Raw genomic sequence first — 23369 nt, 5'->3', positions numbered from 1 at the left:
TCGTGTTTGTTCGTGAACTGCATCTGCGTGACTATCGGTCGTGGCCGTCGGTCGATGTGACGCTCGCCCCAGAACCGACGATCTTCACCGGCCGCAATGGTTTCGGCAAGACCAACCTGCTCGAGGCACTGTTCTATGTCGCGACGCTCCGGTCGCACCGGGTGAGTTCCGACGGTCCGCTGGTCCGTTCCGGAGCAGCGTCGGCGTCGGTCGGGGCGACAGTCGAGAATGCCGGACGAGAGCTCTCGGTGAGTCTGCAGATCGCAGCTGAGGGGTCGAACAAGGCCTGGCTCAACGGATCCGCGTGTCGACGCCCGCGCGAGATCCTCGGTGTGTTGCGTGCGGTCTTGTTCGCCCCGGAGGATCTGTTGCTGATCCGGGGTGATCCGGGTGATCGTCGTCGATTCATTGACGAGCTCGTCGCGCAGCGCGGACCACGTTGGGCCGCAGCACGTTCGGACTACGATCGGGTGCTGCGCCAACGCTCGGCGCTGCTGAAGACGGCAGGCGCGGCGTTGCGTCGAGGAGGATCCGATGCCGACTCCGTGATCAGCACTCTCGACGTCTGGGACGCTCAGTTGGCCGATCTCGGCGGACAGGTGATGGCCGCTCGGATCGAGGTCTTGCGTGATCTCGAACCACATTTCGTCGAGTCGTACTCGTCGATCGCTCCGCATTCCCGCCCCGCCGCGTTGGGCTATCGCGCATCGGGTGGACCCGAAATGGTCCCGTCGCGAGACGCCGACCCCGATCCACACACGATTGCGTCGCAACTCCTCGAGACGTTGACGCAGACGCGCAGCAAGGAGATCGAACGGGGTGTGAGTCTCGTCGGGCCCCACCGCGACGACATCGACATCGTGCTCGGCTCGGAGACGGCCAAGGGATTCGCATCCCATGGGGAGTCGTGGTCGCTCGCGCTGGCACTGCGGCTTGGCTCGGTCGAACTCGTCCGCAGTGAGGGCGTCGAGCCGGTCATCATGCTCGACGACGTGTTCGCCGAGCTCGACGCCGCACGGCGTCGGAAACTGGTCGAGTTCACCAAGGGTGCCGAGCAGTTGTTGATCACGGCTGCCGTTGCCGAGGACATCCCCGACGACGTGGGCGGCCGGCGGATCGGCGTCGACGTCGTGGACGATCCGGACGGCACGCGGCATTCTCAGCTGATGTCCGACACGCCTGAGAGCATAGAGTCATGAGCAGCACCTCTGAGGATCCGTCGGGCGCCGACGTGCCCGGCGGCGAGGCGTCGAGCGGATACGAGCGGGCGCGTCGAGCACTGGAGGAGGCCAGGGCGTCAGCACGCGCGGCAGGGAAGTCGGTGGGGCACGGCCGGGCGTCGCCCATCCGTCGTCCGCGGGGGTCGTCGAGCCGCCGCCGCTGGTCGGGGGCCGGCCCTGATTCGCGTGATCCCCAGCCGTTCGGCCGTCTCGTCGGAAGTCTCGCACGTGATCGCGGGTGGGAACCGCAGATCGCCGAGGGCACGCTGTTCGGCCAGTGGCTGCAGATCGTCGGACCCGACATCGCTGCGCATGCCAAGCCAGAAGCGTTGCACGACAAGGTTCTTCATGTCCAGGCAGAGTCGACGGCGTGGGCCACGCAGCTTCGCTACGTCCAGCGTCAGATTCTCGCGAAGATCGCCGCGGCGGTGGGCGACGACATTGTGACGTCGTTGCGGATCTCCGGGCCGAAGGCGCCGTCGTGGCAGAAGGGTCGGCGGCACGTGCCTGGTCGGGGACCGCGCGACACCTACGGCTGATGCCATATATGGCCGGGCGCCGGGGGAGCCATACCCGGCTGCACCGACAAATCTCGTTCGACGCCGCTCTGAGCCGAGTTTTATCCCCAGACCACCGCCGATCGCGCAAGGTGTGCAGAAAATCGATCTGAGCGCGCGTTAGCGGCCCCGGATGGTCCTTCCTGAGCGGATGAGGCAGTACACTGGAGTCAGTTGTCCCGGCAGGGGAGATCAGCGGCCGTGGCCGGCGGTCACAGACGAGAGCGGGCATATGCCCCCGATCTCGTCGTGTGCTCGTGGTCGGTGACCGATCGGGTCCCCCTGCACACCGTCATCGACTGGCAGTCCAGCCGTGAACGAGACAGCGCGCACAAACGCCAGCGCAGTCGAGAGCAGAAGAGGAGCGGACGCACCCCGTGGCCGACACGAATGACAAGAAGAGCCGGAAGAAGCCGGGTGAGTACGGTGCCGAGTCGATCAGCATCCTCGAAGGGCTCGAAGCGGTCCGCAAGAGACCGGGTATGTACATCGGTTCCACCGGTGAGCGGGGTTTGCACCATCTGATCTGGGAGGTCGTCGACAACTCCGTCGACGAAGCCATGGCCGGCTACGCGAGCAAGGTCGACGTGACCCTGCTCGAGGATGGCGGCGTCGAGGTTGTCGACGACGGTCGCGGTATTCCCACCAGCATGCACGCAACCGGAGTACCCACCGTCGAGGTCGTCATGACCCAGTTGCACGCCGGTGGCAAGTTCGACTCCGACGCCTACGCGGTCTCGGGCGGTCTGCACGGTGTCGGTATCTCCGTGGTCAACGCACTGTCGACGAAGGTCGAGTTGGAGATCAACTACGGCGGCTACCACTGGGAGCAGACGTACGACTACGCCAAACCGGGCCCGCTGGTCCAGGGCGCGGCCACGCGAAAGACCGGCACGACGGTCCGCTTCTGGGCGGATCCGGAGATCTTCGAGACCACCACATACAGCGCGGAGACCGTCGCACGACGTCTGCAGGAGATGGCGTTCCTCAACAAGGGCCTGACCATCACGCTGACCGACCGTCGGCCGCAAACCGCGGCTGCCGACGCCGTCGTCGAAGGAGACGACGACACTGCGGAGAAGCCGAAGAACGCCGAGGAAGAGGCGTCGACTCCGGCCGTGACTCAGCCGCGGACGCGCACCTATCACTATCCGGACGGCCTCGTCGACTACATCAAGCACCTCAACCGCACGAAGACGCCGATCCACCAGTCGGTCATCGGCTTCACCGCCAAGGGCACCGGTCACGAGGTCGAGATCGCGATGCAGTGGAACTCGGGCTATTCCGAGTCGGTACACACCTTCGCCAACACGATCAACACGCACGAGGGCGGCACGCACGAAGAAGGTTTCCGCGCGGCACTGACCTCGACGGTCAACAAGTACGCGCTCGACAAGAAGCTGCTCAAGGAGAAAGACGGCAAGCTCAGCGGTGACGACATCCGCGAGGGCCTGGCCGCCGTCATCTCGGTGAAGGTCGCCGACCCACAGTTCGAGGGTCAGACGAAGACCAAGCTCGGTAATACCGAGGTCAAGAGCTTCGTCCAGAAGACGTGCAACGAGCACCTCAGCCACTGGTTCGAGGCGAATCCCGCCGAGGCCAAGATCATCGTCAAGAAGGCCGTCGATTCGGCCCAGGCCCGGTTGGCCGCGCGCAGGGCTCGAGAGCTGGTGCGGCGCAAGACCGCAACCGATATCGGTGGTCTTCCCGGCAAGCTCGCCGACTGCCGCAGCAACGATCCCACCAAGTGTGAGGTCTACATCGTCGAGGGCGACTCCGCCGGTGGCTCGGCGAAGTCGGGACGCGACTCGATGTATCAGGCGATCCTCCCGATCCGCGGCAAGATCATCAACGTCGAGAAGGCCCGGATCGATCGCGTCCTGAAGAACACCGAGGTCCAATCGATCATCACCGCCTTCGGTACCGGCATCCACGACGAGTTCGACCTCGCCAAGCTGCGCTATCACAAGATCGTGCTCATGGCCGACGCCGACGTCGACGGCCAGCACATCTCGACGCTGCTGCTCACGCTGCTGTTCCGCTTCATGAAGCCGCTGATCGAGAACGGTCACGTGTACCTGGCGCAGCCGCCGCTCTACAAGCTCAAGTGGCAGAAGCGCGAACCCGAGTTCGCCTACTCCGACCGTGAACGCGACGGTCTGCTCGAGGCGGGCAAGGAAAAGGGCTGGAAGATCAACACCGACGACGGCATCCAGCGCTACAAGGGTCTCGGCGAGATGAACGCCAAGGAACTCTGGGAGACGACGATGGATCCGTCCGTACGCGTGCTCCGGCAGGTGACTCTCGACGACGCCGCCGCAGCAGACGAACTCTTCTCCGTGTTGATGGGCGAGGACGTCGCGGCCCGCCGCAGCTTCATTGCCCGCAACGCGAAAGATGTTCGCTTCCTTGACGTCTGACGTATGAGCCGGTGGTTGACGTAGGAGATCGGTTCTCCGACACCACCCTCTGAACTGGAAAAGGATCACAGATGACAGACACCACACTCCCGCCCAGCGGGGGAGCGGGCGATCGCATCGAGCCGGTCGATCTCGGCCAGGAGATGCAGAACAGCTACATCGACTACGCGATGAGCGTCATCGTCGGTCGTGCGCTACCCGAGGTGCGCGACGGACTCAAGCCGGTACACCGTCGGCTGCTCTACGCGTCCTACGACGCCGGTTTCCGCCCCGACCGCGGATACGTGAAGTCGGCGAAACCCGTTGCGGAGACGATGGGTAACTATCACCCGCACGGTGACAGCGCTATCTACGACGCCCTGGTGCGTCTCGCACAGCCCTGGTCCATGCGGTACCCGCTCATCGATGGGCAGGGAAACTTCGGTTCACGTGGCAACGACGGCGCCGCCGCCATGCGTTACACCGAGGCTCGGCTCACGCCGCTCGCGATGGAGATGTTGCGCGACATCGACGAGGAGACAGTCGATTTCACGCCGAACTACGACGGCAAGACCAACGAGCCGACGGTTCTGCCCGCGCGTATCCCGAACCTGTTGATCAACGGGTCGGGCGGTATCGCGGTGGGTATGGCCACCAACATCCCGCCGCACAACCTCAATGAGGTCGCCGACGCCGTCTTCTGGGCTCTCGAGAATCCCGAGGCAGACGAGGAGACCACCCTCGCCGCGTGCATGGAGGTCATCAAGGGACCCGACTTCCCCACGGCAGCATTGATTGTCGGCAGCCAGGGCATTCGCGACGCGTATACGACGGGCCGCGGCAGCATCCGGATGCGCAGCGTCGTCGACATCGAGGAGAACAAGGGAACCACCACCCTCGTCGTCACCGAGCTGCCGTACCAGGTCAACCCCGACAACCTGATCGCGTCGATCGCCGAACAGGTCAACGAGGGAAAACTCAAGGGAATCAGTCGGATCGAAGACCAGTCGTCGGATCGCGACGGCATGCGCATCGTCGTCACACTCCGCCGCGACGCCGTCGCGAAGGTCGTGCTGAACAACCTCTACAAGCACAGCCAGTTGCAGACCAGTTTCGGTGCCAACATGTTGTCGATCGTCGACGGTGTGCCCCGCACCCTGCGTCTCGACCAGATGATCCGCTACTACGTGGCGCACCAGATCGACGTCATCGTGCGGCGTACGAGGTACCGCCTGCGCAAGGCCGAAGAGCGTGCGCACATCTTGCGCGGACTGGTGAAAGCCCTTGACGCTCTTGACGAAGTGATCGCGTTGATTCGTGCGTCTGCCAACACCGACGCGGCACGGCAGGGCTTGATCGGGCTCCTCGAGATCGATGAGATCCAGGCCGACGCGATCCTTGCGATGCAGTTGCGTCGACTGTCTGCCCTCGAGCGACAGAAGATCATCGACGAATTGGCCGAGATCGAGCTCGAGATCGCCGACCTCAAGGACATCCTCGAAAAGCCCGAGCGTCAGCGCGCGATCGTGCGCGACGAGCTCAAGGTGGTCGTCGAGAAGTTCGGCGATGAGCGTCGAACCAAGATCATCGCCGCCGACGGGGACGTCACCGATGAGGATCTGATCGCTCGCGAGGACGTCGTCGTGACGATCACCGAGACCGGATATGCCAAGCGCACCAAGACCGACCTCTACCGCAGCCAGCGGCGCGGCGGCAAGGGTGTGCAGGGCGCAGGTCTCAAGCAGGACGACATCGTCAAGCACTTCTTCGTCAGCTCCACCCACGACTGGATTCTGTTCTTCACCACCAAGGGCCGCGTCTACCGGGCGAAGGCCTATGAGCTGCCCGAGGCCAACCGCACCGCACGTGGCCAGCACGTGGCCAACCTTCTCGCGTTCCAGCCCGAAGAACGGATCGCGCAGGTCATCCAGCTCAAGACCTATCAGGATGCGCCGTACCTGGTGCTCGCCACCCGCAACGGTCTGGTGAAGAAGTCCAAGCTCGAAGACTTCGATTCCAACCGCTCCGGTGGTATCGCCGCGATCAACCTGCGCGGCGAGGACGAACTGGTCGGCGCGCAGCTGTGTAGTTCCGACGACGACCTGCTGCTTGTCTCCCAGAAGGGACAGTCGATCCGGTTCCACGCCGATGACGAGACGCTGCGTCCCATGGGTCGCCAGACCTCGGGCGTGCAGGGTATGCGTTTCAACGGCGACGACGAGTTGCTCTCGCTGAACGTCGTGCGGGAAGGCACCTATCTGCTCGTCGCGACGTCGGGCGGCTACGCGAAGCGAACACCAATGGACGACTATCCGGTTCAGGGCCGCGGCGGTAAGGGCGTGTTGACCATCCAACACGACCGCAGGCGCGGCGAGCTGATCGGCGCGATCATCGTCGACGATGACTCCGAGTTGTATGCGATCACCTCCGGTGGCGGTGTCATCCGCACGGCGGCCAAGCAGGTACGCAAGGCCGGGCGCCAGACCAAGGGTGTTCGCTTGATGAATCTCGACGAGGGAACCACCGTGATCGCGATTGCGCGCAATGCGGACGAACCCGAAACCGAGGACTCCGAGTAGGCCTGCCGTCGCAACTCCGCGGTGAGAGGTTCAGCCGGGGAGTGCGGTTCACCCGTTAGTGTGGTGTGCAACGCCGGCCCGTGTCGTTGTGGCTGGAAGTGCACGCGTATGGAGTGAGGAACACGAGTGAGCACACCGAAAGACCCGGACGACAACAAGTCGACGACCGGCCGGCCCTCGGGGCCTACCGATTCCGGTAACCCCGGCGGCCCGGCGCGATCGTCGGGTCCGGGTCCTTCTGGTGCACAGTCGTCGGCTGCGGATTCGACGAATCACCCCTCGATGCCGCCGAAGGGACAGACGCCTGTCGGTGCACCGAAGCAGGGTGGTCTGGTACCTCCGTGGCAGCGCGGTGGCGTGCCACCACAGGCGCCCAACGGCAAGGGCGGTCCGCCCCCGGTCAATGGCCAGAACGGTGCACCGCAGAACGGGCAGAGTGGGCCTCCGTCGAAAGGTACCGGTGGCCCGCCGCCGCGCGGCGCCGTGACGTCCGAACCGGCCGGGGGACAGGCACCCGTCACAAAACTCGACAGTTCACCGCGTGGTGGCACCGGGCCGAGTCAACCGGGCGGTGGCCAAGGTGCGCGTCCGGGCTTCGTGGAGTCGCCGACGCGCACGATCGTGCGTGATCCGTCCGAGGATGAGCAGCTTCCCGATCTCGACCAGATTCACCACACTTCCGAGGTTCGCCCAGCCGCCGAAACCGCTGCGGTGTCGGCTCCGCGGTCGGCGCCTGCACAGGTCGGGCCGGCGACAGCGCTGCGTGCTGCGGTGCAGATCCGACGCATCGATCCGTGGGCCACGTTCAAGATCTCCGCGGTGTTGGCGGTTGTCGGATTCTTCATCTGGATGATCGCGGTTGCCGTGCTGTACCTGATCCTCGACGGCATGGGCGTCTGGGACCAGATCAACAGTTCGTTCGGCACGTTGGTCACCGCCGACGGATCGTCGAGCGAGGGCGACATCCTCGGTGCGGGCACGATCTTCGGCTACGCGGTGCTGCTGGGCGCGATCAACGCCATCCTGCTCACCGCTCTGGCGACCGTCGGTGCCTATATCTACAACCTCTGTGCCGATCTCGTCGGCGGCGCCGAGGTGACGCTGGCCGACCTGGACTAGCCCTCCTTCTGGCTGGTGGCCGGCTGGCTCGCGCAGATAGTTACCTCTTGCGGACGCTTGGTTCGTACCGGTACCGGTCAGCAACCGGAGACGCGTGGTTTTCCGCGCAGCCGGGCGACGGGGCGAGGCTACTTGACCAGCAGTTTTGGTTGTTGGTGACCTCGTCGGGTAACCTCAATCCTCGGTTCACGGGCCTATAGCTCAGGCGGTTAGAGCGCTTCGCTGATAACGAAGAGGTCGGAGGTTCAAGTCCTCCTAGGCCCACTGCGAGTGGCTGATTCAGCCCGTTTCGCAACCCACGTCGGGAACTCCCGGCACGGGGCCTTAGCTCAGTTGGTAGAGCGCTGCCTTTGCAAGGCAGATGTCAGGAGTTCGAATCTCCTAGGCTCCACAAACCCCAGGTCAGAGGCCCTTTCCGGACAACGGAGAGGGCCTCTGGCATGTCGTGGTCGAGGTTGCCGCTCACCCCTGGAGCGGTAGCGAATCGGTACTCCGGGGTAATAATCCGTGTGGGTTCAGGTGTGCCCCGCGTGCCCGTGAAACCCCTGGAACGACGCGTAGGCGGTCCGGCCGATCTGGCTGGATGTGCCCCGAATGTGCCCCTGGAACCAAGCCTGATTCACGTCACCATGGATCGAATGTGAGTACATGATTCGTTTGGAATACGAAGAAAAAAACGTACAAATCGGTAACGCGGCATGCGGATGGGTGCGATACACGTCATAAGGGGCCGCGACGACAGGTCCCTGTTCCCACACCGGCAATGAAGGAGCTTTCGTGCTTATCGAGAACATCATCTACACCATCACCTCCGGCGCAGTCTCTCCGGAACAGGCTCATGAGATGGTGGTCAATGGTCTCAATGCGATTGAGCCGGCGCTGAACTTCCTCTACAGCATCGGCGGTGTGAACATCCACTGAGTCGATGACTGCGGGGCTTGGACCCGACGACCTTTCGGTACTCGATCCTCAGGGTCTTCGACCCGGCAACGCCGATCCGCGTGATCGACGAGGCCGAGAGTCACTTCAAGCTTGCCCTGGACACACGTAAGCACGGGCTGAACAGGAACTGATCGACTCTCGCTCGAAATAGCAATCGGTGGGCGGCTTAAAAGGTCTATCCAGGCCGCACTGCCTCCAGAAAGGCTTTGCGCACAGGCTTGAGCTTCCTGACCTACCTCGACCCGCACCGGGCCGAGGACGTGGTCGTTGGGCACCCGTTACCTGTCCTCATCCATGATCAGCGGCGTCCAGCCGCCGAGGGCTTCGGGTGAGAGACACGTCGCGCAGCAGCACAGGCCCTCGTCGAGGCAGGTGAGCAGCTCATCGCGACTGTGCCCCGTGTTCCAATCCCCCGACCGCGTGGTCAGGGCCCGGGATCGCTCCGCAGTAGGGGATGAGGTCCTGCCACGCTCGACACCACCGAAATCGAGATCTGGGCCTCCCGACCGGGCGTCAGCGCAGAGTCCCGCAAGAAGCGCGTGGAGATGCTGCGGGCTGCGATCAAGCGAGGTATCCGCGACAAGCTCGTCAACGAGGCCGACCCCACCGAGGGCATCGTCGTCTCGCTCGCCCATAAGGAACGTCCCTCGTACTCGTCCGAAGAGCTCAGGGCCATCCTCGACGCTGCCAGCAGCGACTTCGACCGTGCTCTGCTCGGTGTCCTCGGGCTGATGGGTCTGCGCGGCGGGGAGGCCCGCTCGCTCCTGGTCGGCGACCTGGTGGACGGGCACCTCAAGGTGAAGAACGGCGGGGCCGGGACCGATACGACCAAAACCCGCGCCAGCCTGCGACGTCTTCCGGTTACGGCAACGGTGCTGCCCTGGCTGACCGAGCTGGCCGGTGACCGCAGCAAGAGCGCGTGGATGTTCTCCAGCTCCCGGTCCCACGGGTCCCCGGTCGCCCAGCAGTACCCCCAACCAAGCACTGACGCACGCTGTCGCCCGAGCCAACGCTGACCGCGACGAGCAGGTCCCGCGGCTGACGGCACATGCGCTGCGTCATACCTTCGCGGCGATCTCGCTGTCGGAGGCCAACGCCGACATCCTCTCCGTCTCGCGTGCCATGGGCCATGCTCGGCCGTCGATCACTCTCGACCGTTACGGGCATCTGGCTCCGGCAGGGCTCGGCCCGCTCATGGCGAAGATCGACGATCTCGTCAACCCGATGAGGGAGGCCAGCTAGCGTGAGCAGGATGCACGAGCCGTTGATCTGCGTCGTGGTGTCGATCTTCCCGCCGGGCGAGGACCCCGATAGCGAGTCGATCCGCGCTTTCACCGCCCGCTTCACGATCGTCGATGAGGACGCTGGCTTCGACGATGAGTCCGACCTCGGGACGATCGCCGGTTGGATCGCGTGGGCCGTCGACGGCCGCGAGCTGTTGCTCGCCTCGGACGTCATCAGCTCGGACGCAGCCGCACTTGGCGCAGCGGCCAGCAGGCTGATCGACTCCGACGACAATGAGGAGTTCATCTCCAACGCGCTGCTCATCGACCGCGTGGAGATCGAGAAGGTCCACCGCGGCAGGAGCCTCGTCGGCCCCATGATCGACAAGCTCGCGGCCTTCCTCAGGCTCGACGCCGCAGGGGCGTACCTGGTGGCTATGCCGCTGCACGACGCGGTGTCGGGGGAGCCGATCCCGGGCCTCGTCCGCACGCTCACGAACGCCGGCTTCGAGCGCGCTGAAGAGTCCAACGTCTACTCGCGGGAGGCATGATGTGCCCGAGATGTGCCCCGAGCCATTCGCAGACCCCGTCTGACCAGGCGTGATGCGATCTACTGACTTGCTTTGCAAGGCAGATGTCAGGAGTTCGAAGCTCCTAGGCTCCACAAATGGCATGTTTGCCTATTTCATAGTCTCTAGTTTGGATAAGTCGTAGAAATACGACGAAATTCCGGACAGCGGCCTACTAATGACATCAATTTGAGATAGCGCTTCTGAACTCGAGATCCGATCGGCTGAGAAGATCCGCGGACGCACCCAATTAGCGCAGGATTTCGGTCTCCGGGCAGCATCGGACTCTGGAAGTTTCGTGGAGAGATGTGTGCGTCCGTAAGATGGCCCCGAGAGGCAGATCAGCCGCCTGGTGGTGGTCGGTCACCCTTGCTGAACTTGCCGCGCTTCGCTGAGGTCTCGTGCGCCGGTAATTTCGGGGGCGCCATCTTCGTGATCGGGTACGCGGCTGGTATGGCTAGTCTGCGTGTGCGGAAGTGGTTAGTGATGCACTCGTGGTTGTACGCAAAGAGTGTGAAGCCGAGCAGGAAGGCGTTTTTCACCCGCCCGAAGACCCGGGTGTAGCCGCGGTCCATTCGAAACTCGGTACGTAGGGCGCTGTTGGCTGCTTCGACAGCATTGCGCCGGTGATAGTCCTGGTTCCAATCGGTCGTGCCATAGAGGTTGCGTTGGCGAATATTTGGGAAGTAGTCGTCGCGTAGGGTGACCGATAGGGAGCATCCGCACTTTTCGTCGTTGCATTCGGTTACAGGTCGGGTCAGCCGCTCTTTCATTGAGACTTGATTGTTGGGGCAGCAGATCTTGGACGGTGCATCGGTTCTGACCGGGCCACGGAAGCGTTGCTTACCATCGGTCTTCTTCCCCATTGATCGGAACGCGTAGGCTGTGCGGTCGTCATAGAGCGACATCAGTGCTGTGCGGTCCGATGATGTCATGCCCACGGTGAATGTGGGGAGTTCTCGCAGGTGCTTGGGTAGCGCGTCAGTGAACAGCGTTCCGTCGACGATGATGGTGCCGGGCTCGGGTCCGGGGCGTTGGCGCCGCTGATTTTGGGTCAGGTCGAAGACGGGCGCAATGCCGAGCTTGCGCAGTGGGCCTGTCCAGAATTCTGTCTTTGCATTGTTGTAGGCGCGGTCAGCGGTGACGTCGGTGATGTTATGGCCGGTGGCATGGAGCTTCTCGATGATCCCGATTGCCGCTCGGGCGTGGTGACTGCCATCGGGTGTGAGGTTGGCAGCAGCGATGAAACCTGGGGCTTCGTCCTGGCCGCGCCACGGCCGTGCGTTGACTGCAAGCGTGAGGTCGTAGCCGACGAACGCTCCGGCGGGCTTGTTGTTGTGCGCTGAGCGGTGTCCATCGCGCGCATCGGGGTCGGCGGTTCGTTGCAGGCGGTTATCCGAGCGGAGTACTGGCCAGGTGCCCCTTTTGCGGATCGCTTTGGGATCCGCGTCTGGTTCGCTGTCGGTCTCGTGGCTGGTAGGTGCTTGGTCGCTGGTGCGATTCCAGAAGGCGCGAATCCTGGCGAATGACTCGTAGTCGGTGGAGTCGACTGCCAGGGACATAACGGGCGGCTGCGGCACCGTGTGCTGAAAGACGCCGTTCATTAGCTCGACGACGTCGACTCTGTCGGCGTCGACCAGGACCTTCACGCGTGCGGCAAAGTCAGTTGTCTGGCTATAAGACAGGGATTTGAGGCCGAGCTGGCGTCTTTGATCCGACGTAAGGCCGAGGAAGGTGTCGTAGATGTTGGTGAACAGCATCCGCCGCTTCTCGATGGCATTAATGAAGGCGAGTGCGAAGAACTGGAAAGGCGTGAACTCCCGGGGCCGACCGTTGTTGTCTTCCACCATGATCGCGTGAAGGTGATGGCGCGCGGGCGCGCGGAGCGCACTGTCGAATGCGATCTCGAAAACCTTCGTGCCACAGCCTGGGCCGTCGCCGAGGTCCTTCGTTCTATAGCGCGGGATCTTCCCCATGAGTCAGAAGTCGTAGAGTCGTGTGTCCGAAATGATGTCTGCAGACGCAGCCATCTCGGTAAGCCGAGCGAACACCGCATCGGTGAATGTGAGCGATCTGCACCCGTACGCGGCCATCACCGATGGCAGCGGTGCAGATGAGGCCAATGCGTCAAGAGCCCAGGTTTGGCGGAGTCGAGACATGGTCAGCGGTCGAAGGCCCTCTGGAAGATCACAACGAGCGAGCAGGTTGGAGATCGTCTCCACCCGCGGCAGTGGCTTGTCACGAACGAGTACTGCACCAGGGGCCAAAGTATCGATGAGACCCTCAAGAAGAGGAGCGTAGCGCGATCGGACGGGAACAACCCGACCTGGCAGGCTAATCCTCATCCTGCCGGACGCTGCGTTGATAACGCTGTCTGTTGTGAGAAAGGCGACCTCCTCGGGTGTCAGCCCGGCCCCGAGACCCAGGCCGAGAAGTGATTGAAGTACACGGCGTCGAGAGGGGCTGGATTGGGAGTCAACGCATTTGACCAGCCACCGGCACTGTTCGTTTGTGTAAGGCGGCCGGCTCTTGGACGTCGGATACACCGGTGCGGTTGAGTCCCAGCGAGCTCTCCGAGTGACGCGCCGTCCAACCGTCCGGAGGACCGAACGACGCGTTCCGCGACTGACGGGTGAGAGATGTTCACACGCCGTGGCCACATAGTGTTCGACGACCTCGGGTACGAAGAGGCGCTCACGCTCACGGGAGCGCTGCTGATCGACCGCCCAGGCGAGGAAGTGGGTGACTGCCAGCATGTGATGATCGGCGGACGTTCCTGTAGCGGGCTGAGAGTCGCGGACGATTTGACGCACTTCGTCTTCGATCACGCGCCATGTCGTTTTTGGTATCTGTCGAGGCACGTAGCCGTCGATCGCGACGTCGATCGGCAGATTCCTCATGGCTTGGTCACCACCAGGACGGAACGTGTCGAGATCGACACGCATATGTTGCGAGTGGGGGCGTGCGGAAAGACAACAGGTAGCATCAATGGGACTCCGTGCAGGGGTTTGATGAAGCAGCGGCGCCAACCGCTGTGAGATGTCAGGCGCTGGTCAGCAGATCGGCGTCTGATGTCGTTTCTGTGACTTAGGTTTATGCCTCTACGTCATCGACCTCTTCCAGCCCGCGTTCTAATGCGTCGGCGCCCGCACGCGATACCGACTGTCCATTCGCCTGGGCCATCCGATAAAGGCGGGCAGCAAGTGGAGTCGGCAGACGCAGCTCGACGCGCGTTACCTCGCCGGGCTTGTTGATACGCGGCGAACCGAAGTGTGCGGCCGGAACATGGGCGTCCTTCATCAGTGCCTCCTACCGGGTAGTTCCGGGGACTTCCGGGATCAATGCCACCACACTCCGAGGCGTTGGTCGGGATGCATCCTGGCCTCGTCATGGCCGCATCGCGCGCGTAGTGCGCACACCACGCGTAGTGCGCACGGTGCGCGATATGCGCATCAAGGGCAGCCGAAAGTGCAGGTAGGGGCTGTGCAGCTACCTGCTGGCTCGCTTTTGTGGAGCATTTGGCGTGAACGGCGGACGACGACTCACGTCCTCGGGGCGCGCATCACAAGTCAAAGGTTGCGTTTGCCGTTGGGCGTGTCGCACCAAGGTCGTCCGCGAATTGTCTGAGAGGCGCGCTATACAGTTCTGTTCGGGTTCACCACGACTGTTTGGGAGTACGCGAGAGTGATCACGGGAGAACAGAAGAGCAAGGTCGACGCCGTCTGGGACGCATTCTGGTCGGGCGGCATATCCAACCCTTTGGAGGTGATGGAGCAGATCACCTACCTGCTGTTCATCCGCCGACTGGACGACGAGCAACAACTCGCCCTCAATCGCGCCAATCTCACCAAGAAGCCGGTCACCGGCAATCCATTTCCGGTCGAGCGGACCGAGCTGTCCTGGTCGGAGTTCAAGAACTACGGCCCCGAGGACATGTTCCGCACCGTGGACGAGGAGGTGTTCCCGTTCATCCGCACCATGCGTGACGAGGACTCCACCTACGCCCACTTCATGAAGGACGCCCGCCTATCGATCCCCAATCCGGGCATGCTCACCAAGGTCGTCGACCTCCTGGACAAGATCGAAATGCGCGACCTCGATACCAAGGGCGACGTCTACGAGTACATGCTCGCCAAGATCGCTAGCTCCGGCCAGAACGGCCAGTTCAGAACGCCCCGCCACATCATCAAACTGATGGTTGAGATGATGGCCCCCGAACCCGGCGACACCATCGTCGACCCCGCGTCGGGCACCTGTGGCTTCCTCGTCGCGGCTACCGAATACATGCGCGAACACCACGCCGCCGACATCAACTCCGGCACAGGCGCCAAACACTTCCACCACGACATGTTCCACGGCTTCGACTTCGACAACACCATGCTGCGCATCGGATCGATGAACATGCTGCTGCACGGCGTCGAACAACCCGACATCCGCTACCGAGACTCCCTCGCCGAAGCCAACACCGGAGACGCCGGTGCCTACTCCTTGGTGCTCGCAAACCCGCCCTTCGCTGGCAGCCTGGACTACGAGAACACCGCCAAAGACCTCCAGCAGATCGTCAAGACCAAGAAGACCGAACTCCTGTTCCTCGCCCTGTTCCTGCGGCTGCTGAAGCCTGGCGGCCGCGCAGCCGTCGTCGTGCCCGACGGGGTGCTATTCGGCTCGTCCAAGGCCCACAAGACCCTCCGCAAGATGCTCGTCGACGACCACAAACTCGACGCCGTCGTGAAGTTGCCGTCGGGTGTGTTCAAGCCCTATGCGGGTGTGTCCACCGCGATCCTGTTCTTCACCAAAACCAACTCGGGCGGCACCGACCACGTCTGGTTCTACGACGTCCAGGCCGACGGATTCTCGCTCGATGACAAGCGAACCGCGTTGCTCGATGGCGACAAGCTCGGGCCGGTGGCCGAACTCAGCGACGAGGAGCACGCCAAGAACAACCTGCCTGACGTCCTCGCCCGCTGGGCCGAACGCGATGGCGCAGAGCGCAAGCGCGAGCGGACTGAGCAGTCGTTCTGCGTTCCGCGGAACGCCATCGAAGAGCAGGGCTACGACCTCAGCCTCAACCGCTACAAGGAGATCGTCCACGACGAAGTTGAACACCGCGCACCCGAAGAGATCCTCGACGAACTCGACAAACTCGAACTCGACATCCAATCCGGCCTCGCCGAACTCCGCCAGATGCTCGCAGGTAGTGCCGAATGAGCAGCTCTACGGCCCGACTCGACGAAGTTTGCAGTTTCATAAATGGCGGTACTCCAAGTAAGAATCAGCCCGAATACTATGGCGGCGAGATTCCCTGGATCACCGGTGCAGATATTGTTGATGGACGAATTGCGCCGGCACGGTCCTTCATCACTGATTTGGGGTTGAGTCGATCCGCGGCGAACCTCGCTCGTCCAGGAAATTTGCTCTTGGTAACACGGACTAGCGTCGGCAAGGTTGCGGTTGCCACTGAGGACATCTCGTTCAGTCAGGATATAACTGCGCTTGTCGTGGACCGTGAAAGTGCAGATGTTGGCTACCTCAAGCACTTTCTTCGGTCTAGCGCCGAGGGCCTCGCAGCGATGGCCCGGGGTGCCACGATCAAGGGGGTAACGCGCGAAAACGTGGCGTCGCTGCGATTGCCGCTTCCTCCCCTCCCCGAACAACGCCGCATCGCAGCCATCCTCGACCACGCCGACACCCTCCGCGCAAAGCGAAAATGTGTAGTCGGGCGCATCGATGAGTTGCTACTCTCGGAATTCGTATCTCGGTTCGGTATGCCGACCACGAACCCAAAGCGGTTACCCTCCGAGCCTATTGGGAAATTAGGAACAGTAACAACTGGGAATACCCCTCCCAGGGCGCAAACCGCGCTCTACGGGGACGACATTGAATGGATCAAGTCCGACAATATCGATCCCGAGACGCCGTTCCTTCGCCGTGCCTCCGAGGGGTTATCAGCGGCCGGCATGGCCCGGTCCAGAATCGCGGCCCGCCGCTCGTTGCTCGTGACATGTATTGCGGGGAGCCCGAATTCAATTGGAAACGTGGCGATAGCGGATCGCGACGTCTCTTTCAATCAGCAGATCACCGCTTTCACTCCCTTTGAACTACCGACCGAATTTTGGTACTACCAGATGCGAGTCGCAAAGCGACTTATCCAAGATGCTTCGACCGGAGGTATGAAGGGATTGGTCAGTAAGTCGGCATTCTCCGAAATTACTCTGTTAGTTCCGTCCGTCGATGCGTGTGAGGAATACGCAGGTTTTGTCAAGAGAGTCTGGGGCCTCAGGATGCGAAGTGTGAGGGCAGCGGATGCCAGCACGGAGCTGTTTTCGTCCCTACAGTACGCATCATTTCGGGGTGAACTGTGACTGCAGGAGCCAGAGTGTCGGATCTGCCTGTCTGGCAGGGATTCCTGCGTCCGACCCTTCAGGTCATGGCTGATCGCAAGACTCGGTCACGTCGTGAACTGGTGGCGGATGTCCTCGCATACATGCAGCTCACCGCCGAGCAGCTGGGTGAGCAGGTTGCGACAGGCGGGAATCGGGCCGAGGGGCGTTGTGGTTGGGCGCTGTCGGATTTGGTGCGTGCTGAGTTGGTTGACCGGCCTCGTCGTGCGACGTATCAGATCACCGATGCTGGCATCGCGTTCCTCGCCGAGCACACCGGGGATATCAGCGATGCTCATCTGAAGCTGATCCCTGCTTATCAGGCGTACGCGCCGTCGGCTTCCCCGAACCCGGTCAGGCCGCCCGTCGTGCACGAATCAACGGTCGAACCGCTAGAGCAGATCATCGAGGGCGTTGCCCGCCTGCACGATGAGGTCAAGACCGACCTGATCAAACGTATCCGCGAACAGACACCGGACTTCCTCGAAACAGCTGTCCTCGAGTTGCTAGTTGCGATGGGATACGGCGGCACCGAACAGAAGGCAACCAGACTTGGCGGGACGGGCGATGGCGGCGTCGATGGCGTCATCGATCAGGACGCACTTGGCCTCGACCAGATCTACGTGCAGGCGAAGCGGTACGGGCAGGGGAACACCGTGGGCCGCCCCGACATCCAGGCATTCGTCGGCGCGCTGCACGGCATGGGCGCATCGCGCGGAATCTTTATCACGACAAGCTCGTTCTCACCTGGTGCCCGCGAGTACGCCAGCAGCGTGAGCACACGCGTCATCCTGATCGATGGCGAGCGGCTTGCTGGCTTGATGATCAAGTACGGCATCGGGGTTCAGACGCGAGATATATTCACCGTCGTCGAAGTCGATGAGGACTTCTTCGACTGATTTCGCGATTGACCGTACTACCGCACGATCCCGAGGATTGCGTTTACCAGAATGGGATTGTGTGATTTTCCTGTTCTTCCCGGGTTTGGCCTTTCGCATGAGATGTAGGGCTGCGATCGCGGCCGCGCGGGTGACTGCGGTGTCATCGAGAAGATCAGCGACCGATTCGAGGTCTGGTGCCCAGAGCATCAGATTGAAGGGGCCGGCAGCCTGATAGGGGGATTGCGTGACGCTCACACCGGGGTGTTGACGCATGAACCTGACCAAGGCGTCGTCGGACATGTGGTCGTCGAGGAGTCCGATGCCGTTGACGTGCAGCATCCCGCTCAGGTGTCCGTCTTTGCCGATCATTGTCCTGAAGGCTTCAGTCCAGCCGATGTCGAGGTTCGACAGCGTGCGATGGCGTGGGATGACCTGGGGCGAGCTGAGTACCCAGTGCAGGTATTCAGTGTGCAGCGGAAGCGGCAGGCAGCGCGCCATGTATGTCCGAAATAGCGACCGCACGGCGTCGGCGTGCTCTCCTGTCCGTTCAAGCCAGCGCTTGTACGCGGCCTCCCCGGCCGCCAGCTGGTCCGCGCTTGGTGTGAGGGCCCGCCCAGCTTCTCGGTCACTCCGGTTGCAGCTGATGGGATCGTAGAGCCAGTCTGCAGCCGTCGTTCCGATCGACTCAAAGATCTCGTCGATCGGAAGGCCGTCGCCGGTCAGGTAGGTCATCTGCGCCTTGTTACGTGCAGGCAGCCCAGCGGTTTGGAGGCTGTGGATCAGGCTTGTCTCGCGGTCGAGAAGATGCCTGAGCGGATTCACGAGGCTTCGTGCGGCGGGGTCGGGCAGCAGGCGAACGCTGCGGATGTCCTTGTGCACCGTGCGATGCCCTTTGAGTCGGTCAGCGATCGAGATCGACTGGCCTAGATAGCAATCCCCGTTTGTGAACTCGAGGAGGTAGTAGCCGACGGTTCCGGCATCGAGCTTGTCGAGGGCTCCCTGGACATTCGCGGGTTTCGCCGGTTCAATCGCCGGCCCGAAATCGTTGTTCCATGCCCACGTGTCCACTGCTTCCCGGCGCTCGTCGATCTCGGCTGGCGTGTTCGGCGGCGTGTTTGGCGGCTGGATGAGGGCAGAGGCCTTCATTGGGCTTCCCGCGGCGTGGCGCTGGATTGGGGCATCAATTCCAGCGTGGAGAGTCCACATCGGTGCGCTGCTGACCGCATAGGTCTGCACAGCGTTGATCCTCACGAGGTGGGCTCGCCGGTTGCGGCAATTGCCACGAGCGAGTCGTCAGAGAACCCCCACCGCGCTGTGTCAGTCACGTCTTGCGGTGCGTACGTCGCCTCCAGTCGAGAGAAGTCCGCTCGTAGACGCAGTGCACGGAGCGCCGTCGCCGCGCGGCCCGCGTCGGTGTCTTGGACTCCCGCGTCGAGGCGGATCTGAGCCGTGCCAGTCGCGGCATCCTTTGAATCGACGAAGTTCACCCTCACAAGCCAGCCGCTCGCAACTAGCGTTGTGAACAGGGCTACCAGCTCAGCAAGTGCCTTCGCGGTGGCGATGAACTGGTCGGGGCGCGCATCCTCGTCGGACGGATCAATCTCCGGGACTTCGTCGGGAACCAATGGAGCCCAAGGCATGCCCGTGGACGAGTGGGCGTCACTTTCGACAGCAGGATCGTCGTCCACCCAGTGCTCACCGTCGCACGTCACGACGATCTGTCGTCATCATCGAGCGAGTCGGCGGTCAACTGCAATCCCGTCGGGCCGGGCTTGAGTGTGATCGTGAAGTCAAGGCCGAGGAGCGGCATTGCCACGAGTTCGTAGAGTTGGTCTGCGATGAACGCGGTTCTGTTCGCCTCGAGTGACATCGGGCCTCCTTCGCGTGGGTGATCGAGCGAGTCGATTGTGCCCGGCGGTACCGACACTGTCCTGGCGAAGTCTGCAAATTCAACCTGTCAGAGGAGCGACGTAGTCTGGCCGGCTTACGTCAGTCGGCACAAGTTGTGTGCCAAGATCGGACAGGTTGGAAAGGAGGCACGGTGCCCGGCAACTTCGACTTCCTGCAGGCCGAGTGGCCGCAGGTCTACGGCTCGGCGAAGAACGCCGAACGTGATGCGCTGTTCGACAGCCGTTCGACCTGCTTCTATGCGCGGCGGACGGTTGAGGCGGTCGTCAAGTGGCTCTACACCGTCAATGGCCTGGACAAGCCGTACAAGGATGATCTGTCGGCCCGCATCCACGACCCGGCGTTCCAGGCGCTCGTGCCGGGCCCGGTGCAGTCGAAACTGGACCTGATTCGGCGGGCGGGCAACCACGCCGTTCACGACGATCGTCCGATCGGGCAGGAATCCGGCGTCCGCCTGCTTGAAGAACTGTTCCACGTTCTGTCGTGGCTGGCCCGCACCTATGCCACCCAGCCCGAATCGAAGCCGACACCAGGGCAGAAGCTCGACCGAGCCGCACTCCCGAAGCCGGGCGGCGGAGCTGCCGTCGCCAAAACGATGGCCCAGCTGCAGAAACTCGGTGCCGAGCTCGAGGCGAAGGACGCCCAACTCGAAGAAGCCGCCAATGTGCGCGCAGACCTCACCGAGCAGCTGCTGGCGCGCGACGAACAACTGAAAGCAGCGGACGCCACCCACACCAGCCTTGAAGAGCTGGTCGCCCAGCTGCGTGCCCAGGTCGCCGCCGCACACGCTGCGGCAGCCAAGCATGCCGACACCCACGACTACGACGAAGCCCGCACCCGCACCGACATCATCGACCTGCTGCTGCGTGAAGCCGGATGGGATGTCGACGCCCCGCGGGTGCGGGAATACCCGGTGACCGGGATGCCCGACGGCAAGAACGGTTTCGTCGACTACGTGTTGTGGGGCACCGACGGAAGGCCCCTGGCGGTGGTAGAAGCGAAACGCACCTCCAAGGACGCCACCGTCGGACAACATCAAGCCAAGCTCTATGCCGACTGCCTCCAGCAGATGCACGGCCTGCGACCGATCATCTTCTACACCAACGGGTTCGATACCTGGCTGTGGGACGACGAGAACTACCCACCACGGGAAGTCGAGGGCTTCTACACCCGCGACGAGCTCGCCCTGGAGATCCAGCGCCGCACCACCCGAAAGAAACTCGCCGACATCGACATCAACACCACGATCGTGGAACGGCCCTACCAGACGAGGGCGATCCGCAACGTCACCGAAGGCTTCGAGATCAACCGCCAACGCGCCGCGCTGCTGGTGATGGCCACCGGATCCGGCAAGACGCGCACGGTGATCGCCCTGTCGGACATGCTGATGCGAGCGAACTGGGCCAAACGCATCCTGTTCCTCGCCGACCGCAAAGCTCTGGTCAAACAGGCGGTCAACGCCTACAAGACGTTCCTGCCGGATACCTCACCGGTCAACCTGCTCACCGAAAAGAACACCGACGGCCGCGTCTACGTGTCCACCTACCCGACGATGATGGGGCTGATCAACGACCTCGACAACGGCCGACGCCGCTTCGGCCCCGGGCATTTCGATCTGGTCGTCATCGACGAAGCCCACCGGTCGGTGTACCAAAAGTATCGGCGGATCTTCGAATACTTCGATTCCTACCTCCTCGGGCTGACCGCCACTCCCAAAGACGAAGTCGACTACAACACTTACCAGCTGTTCAACCTCGAAACCGGTGTCCCCACAGACGATTACAGCCTCGACGAAGCCATCAAAGATGGCTTTCTTGTCCCACCACGCGCCGTGACCGTGCCACTGGCCTTCCCGCGATCGGGCATCAAGTACGACGATCTGTCCGACGAGGAGAAGAAGCGTTGGGAGGGCGAGGATTGGGGCGAAGATGTCGACCCGGACGAGTACCCCGACGAGGTCTCGTCTGAAGCGGTCAACAAATGGCTGTTCAACACCGACACCGTCGACAAAGCACTCGAAGTGCTCATGACCCGAGGTCACCGCGTCGCCGGCGGTGACCGCCTCGGCAAGACCATCATCTTCGCCAAGAACCAGAAACACGCCGACTTCATCGCGCAGCGCTTCGACCGCAACTACCCGCAATACAACGGGCAGTTCGCTGCCGTCATCACCCACGCCGTATCTCACGGCCAAGACCTCATAGACAAGTTCTCTCAAGCGGATACGAGCCCGCACATCGCGATCTCCGTCGACATGCTCGACACCGGCATCGACGTCCCCGACGTCTGCAACCTGGTGTTCTTCAAACCCGTGCGGTCGAAGACCAAGTTCTGGCAGATGGTCGGCCGCGGCACCCGCCTGCGGCCTGACCTGTACGGGCCGGGACAAGACAAGACAGACTTCTTCATCTTCGACCTTTGCGGCAACGTCGAGTTCTTCAACGCGCACCCGGCACCGGCCGAAGCACGCCTGCCGGCGTCACTGTCGGAGCGACTGTTCACCGCCCGCACCGACGTCGTGTGGGCACTTGACCGCTCGCGCACGAACATCGACCTGCGTGAACAGATCACCGATGTTCTGCACACCCAGGTCGCGGGAATGAACCTCGAGAACTTTCTGGTCCGGCCGCGCCGCAAGCAGGTCGAGGTCTACCGTGACCGCGCCGAGTGGGAGTCGCTGACCGAACAGAAGGTCCGCGACATCGTTGACAACCTTGCCTACCTCCCCACCACCATCCGCGATACGGACGAAATGGCCAAACGCTTCGACCTCATCGTCCTGCGCGGACAACTCGCCGTCATCGAAGCCGACGACAGTACCCTCGAACTTCAAGAAGACAAAGTCCGCACCATCGCCGACGGACTCCTCGAGCAACTCACCATCCCCAAGATCAAAGCTAAGGAAGAACTGCTGAGAGAAGTCGCATCCGAGGAGTGGTGGGACGACGTCACCCCAGAGATGCTTGAAGAGGCACGTAAAGAGTTGCGCTCCCTCGTCGGGCTACTCGAGAAGACGAAGCAGCCGATCGTCTATACCGATATCCAGGACACCTTCACCGGCGACATCACCGAGGTCGACATGCCGCACACGGCGACCGGCACAGACAAGGAACGCTTCAACGCCAAGATGCGCGACTACCTGCGCCGGCAACCGGATAACCTCGCGCTGCAGAAGCTGAGGACCGGGAAGCCGTTGACGCAGAACGACATTCACTCACTGCAGGAGCTTCTTGCGCGCAGTGGCGCTGGGTCAGAGGATGAACTTCAACAAGCGATCGACGACGCACACGGCCTCGGACGTTTTATCCGATCGCTCGTAGGGCTGGATCGTCAGTCGGTCAACGAGTCATTTGCTGAGTTCATAAAGGACAGCAGCGCTACTGCAGACCAGATTCACTTTGTAGGACTCGTAGTTGACTGCCTAACGCGGAATGGTGCGATGGACGGTGGTCAACTGTTCGAACCTCCCTTCACCGACAGCGCACCACAGGGACCGACTCAGGTTTTTCCTTTGTCCAGAGTCCAGCAGCTGGTCACCTTGATCGAAGCGATAGACGCAACGTCGAAGCTGCATGGGACCTAAAGTATGGAA

General features: G+C 62.5%; 16 protein-coding genes, 2 tRNA genes and 1 pseudogene. 14 read left to right on the top strand and 5 right to left on the bottom strand.

Annotated features, from left to right (window positions below; genetic code table 11):
* Positions 1–2 precede the first annotated feature (2 nt).
* The 8 genes from recF (at position 3) to GOACH_RS23780 (ending at position 8795) form a co-directional block, all read left to right on the top strand.
* Positions 3–1199: a DNA replication/repair protein RecF gene (gene recF, locus GOACH_RS14505; RefSeq protein ID WP_005175998.1), complete on the top strand. Its 1197-nt coding sequence runs from the start codon at positions 3–5 to the stop codon at positions 1197–1199.
* Positions 1196–1759 (top strand): DUF721 family protein, encoded by a 564-nt coding sequence (locus GOACH_RS14500; protein WP_005175996.1) that lies wholly within the window; start codon positions 1196–1198, stop codon positions 1757–1759. The genes recF and GOACH_RS14500 overlap by 4 nt, the downstream gene beginning before the upstream one ends.
* Positions 1760–2154: 395 nt before the next feature.
* Positions 2155–4197, top strand: coding sequence for a DNA topoisomerase (ATP-hydrolyzing) subunit B (gene gyrB, locus GOACH_RS14495; RefSeq protein WP_005175993.1), 2043 nt, complete (start codon positions 2155–2157; stop codon positions 4195–4197).
* 71 nt (positions 4198–4268) lie between these two features.
* Positions 4269–6755, top strand: a complete 2487-nt coding sequence (gene gyrA / locus GOACH_RS14490; protein ID WP_005175990.1) for a DNA gyrase subunit A — start codon at positions 4269–4271, stop codon at positions 6753–6755.
* A gap of 126 nt (positions 6756–6881) precedes the next feature.
* Positions 6882–7874, top strand: a complete 993-nt coding sequence (locus tag GOACH_RS14485) for a DUF3566 domain-containing protein (protein WP_005175988.1) — start codon at positions 6882–6884, stop codon at positions 7872–7874.
* Positions 7875–8064: 190 nt separating this feature from the next.
* Positions 8065–8138: transfer RNA gene (locus GOACH_RS14480), tRNA-Ile, on the top strand.
* Positions 8139–8192: 54 nt separating this feature from the next.
* Positions 8193–8265 (top strand) — tRNA-Ala (locus tag GOACH_RS14475).
* A gap of 386 nt (positions 8266–8651) precedes the next feature.
* The gene (locus GOACH_RS23780) at positions 8652–8795 is read left to right on the top strand and encodes a hypothetical protein (RefSeq protein WP_157227730.1); all 144 of its coding nucleotides are present in this window, start codon (positions 8652–8654) and stop codon (positions 8793–8795) included.
* Positions 8796–9094: 299 nt separating this feature from the next.
* On the opposite strand, the gene GOACH_RS24635 is transcribed toward GOACH_RS23780, so the two are convergent.
* The gene (locus tag GOACH_RS24635; protein ID WP_169330873.1) at positions 9095–9607 is read right to left on the bottom strand and encodes a hypothetical protein; all 513 of its coding nucleotides are present in this window, start codon (positions 9605–9607) and stop codon (positions 9095–9097) included.
* A 193-nt stretch (positions 9608–9800) separates the two neighbouring features.
* Between GOACH_RS24635 and GOACH_RS24630 the strand changes: the two are divergent.
* A pseudogene (locus tag GOACH_RS24630) lies at positions 9801–9929 on the top strand (hypothetical protein); the annotation flags it as partial.
* A 130-nt stretch (positions 9930–10059) separates the two neighbouring features.
* The gene (locus GOACH_RS14465; RefSeq protein ID WP_005175979.1) at positions 10060–10590 is read left to right on the top strand and encodes a hypothetical protein; all 531 of its coding nucleotides are present in this window, start codon (positions 10060–10062) and stop codon (positions 10588–10590) included.
* 359 nt (positions 10591–10949) lie between these two features.
* Here the strand turns inward: GOACH_RS14465 and GOACH_RS14460 are convergent, their stop codons facing one another.
* Both GOACH_RS14460 and GOACH_RS23385 read right to left on the bottom strand, forming a co-directional pair.
* Complete coding sequence (locus GOACH_RS14460; protein WP_005175976.1) at positions 10950–12584, bottom strand: hypothetical protein; 1635 nt, start codon at positions 12582–12584, stop codon at positions 10950–10952.
* Between the two features lie 1117 nt (positions 12585–13701).
* Positions 13702–13908: a hypothetical protein gene (locus tag GOACH_RS23385; RefSeq protein WP_005175971.1), complete on the bottom strand. Its 207-nt coding sequence runs from the start codon at positions 13906–13908 to the stop codon at positions 13702–13704.
* 384 nt (positions 13909–14292) lie between these two features.
* Between GOACH_RS23385 and GOACH_RS14450 the strand changes: the two genes are divergently transcribed.
* From GOACH_RS14450 to GOACH_RS23380, 3 genes are read left to right on the top strand one after another with little or no spacing between them, the layout of a single operon-like run.
* Positions 14293–15816, top strand: a complete 1524-nt coding sequence (locus GOACH_RS14450; RefSeq protein ID WP_005175970.1) for a type I restriction-modification system subunit M — start codon at positions 14293–14295, stop codon at positions 15814–15816.
* Positions 15813–16970 carry a restriction endonuclease subunit S gene (locus tag GOACH_RS23130; protein WP_005175969.1) on the top strand — a complete coding sequence of 386 codons (1158 nt, stop codon included), beginning with the start codon at positions 15813–15815 and terminating at the stop codon, positions 16968–16970. Before GOACH_RS14450 ends, GOACH_RS23130 begins: the two co-directional genes overlap by 4 nt.
* Complete coding sequence (locus GOACH_RS23380) at positions 16967–17887, top strand: restriction endonuclease (protein ID WP_306302291.1); 921 nt, start codon at positions 16967–16969, stop codon at positions 17885–17887. Before GOACH_RS23130 ends, GOACH_RS23380 begins: the two co-directional genes overlap by 4 nt.
* A 1229-nt stretch (positions 17888–19116) precedes the next feature.
* Here GOACH_RS23380 and GOACH_RS14425 read toward each other — a convergent pair.
* Together GOACH_RS14425 and GOACH_RS14420 are read right to left on the bottom strand one after the other, a co-directional pair.
* Entirely contained in the window at positions 19117–19494 is a 378-nt protein-coding gene (locus tag GOACH_RS14425; RefSeq protein WP_157227726.1) for a hypothetical protein, read from the bottom strand.
* Positions 19495–19577: 83 nt separating this feature from the next.
* Positions 19578–19739: a hypothetical protein gene (locus GOACH_RS14420; RefSeq protein WP_005175945.1), complete on the bottom strand. Its 162-nt coding sequence runs from the start codon at positions 19737–19739 to the stop codon at positions 19578–19580.
* Positions 19740–19910: 171 nt separating this feature from the next.
* On the opposite strand from GOACH_RS14420, the gene GOACH_RS14415 reads away from it, so the two are divergent.
* Positions 19911–23360: a DEAD/DEAH box helicase family protein gene (locus GOACH_RS14415; RefSeq protein WP_005175939.1), complete on the top strand. Its 3450-nt coding sequence runs from the start codon at positions 19911–19913 to the stop codon at positions 23358–23360.
* Positions 23361–23369: the final 9 nt, after the last annotated feature.

Origin of the sequence: Gordonia aichiensis NBRC 108223 (assembly GCF_000332975.1) — a bacterium.
GTDB lineage: Bacteria > Actinomycetota > Actinomycetes > Mycobacteriales > Mycobacteriaceae > Gordonia > Gordonia aichiensis.
Note: the sequence above shows the minus strand (reverse complement) of the source record. Positions and strands in the feature narration are given on the sequence as shown.

Excerpts from the sequence above, each read along its gene's own strand:
- GOACH_RS14500 (WP_005175996.1), top strand. The coding sequence starts at position 1,196 with ATGAGCAGCACCTCTGAGGATCCGTCGGGCGCCGACGTGCCCGGCGGC.
- gyrA (WP_005175990.1), top strand. The coding sequence starts at position 4,269 with ATGACAGACACCACACTCCCGCCCAGCGGGGGAGCGGGCGATCGCATC.
- GOACH_RS14460 (WP_005175976.1), bottom strand. The coding sequence starts at position 12,584 with ATGGGGAAGATCCCGCGCTATAGAACGAAGGACCTCGGCGACGGCCCA.
- GOACH_RS23385 (WP_005175971.1), bottom strand. The coding sequence starts at position 13,908 with ATGAAGGACGCCCATGTTCCGGCCGCACACTTCGGTTCGCCGCGTATC.
- GOACH_RS23130 (WP_005175969.1), top strand. The coding sequence starts at position 15,813 with ATGAGCAGCTCTACGGCCCGACTCGACGAAGTTTGCAGTTTCATAAAT.
- GOACH_RS14420 (WP_005175945.1), bottom strand. The coding sequence starts at position 19,739 with ATGTCACTCGAGGCGAACAGAACCGCGTTCATCGCAGACCAACTCTAC.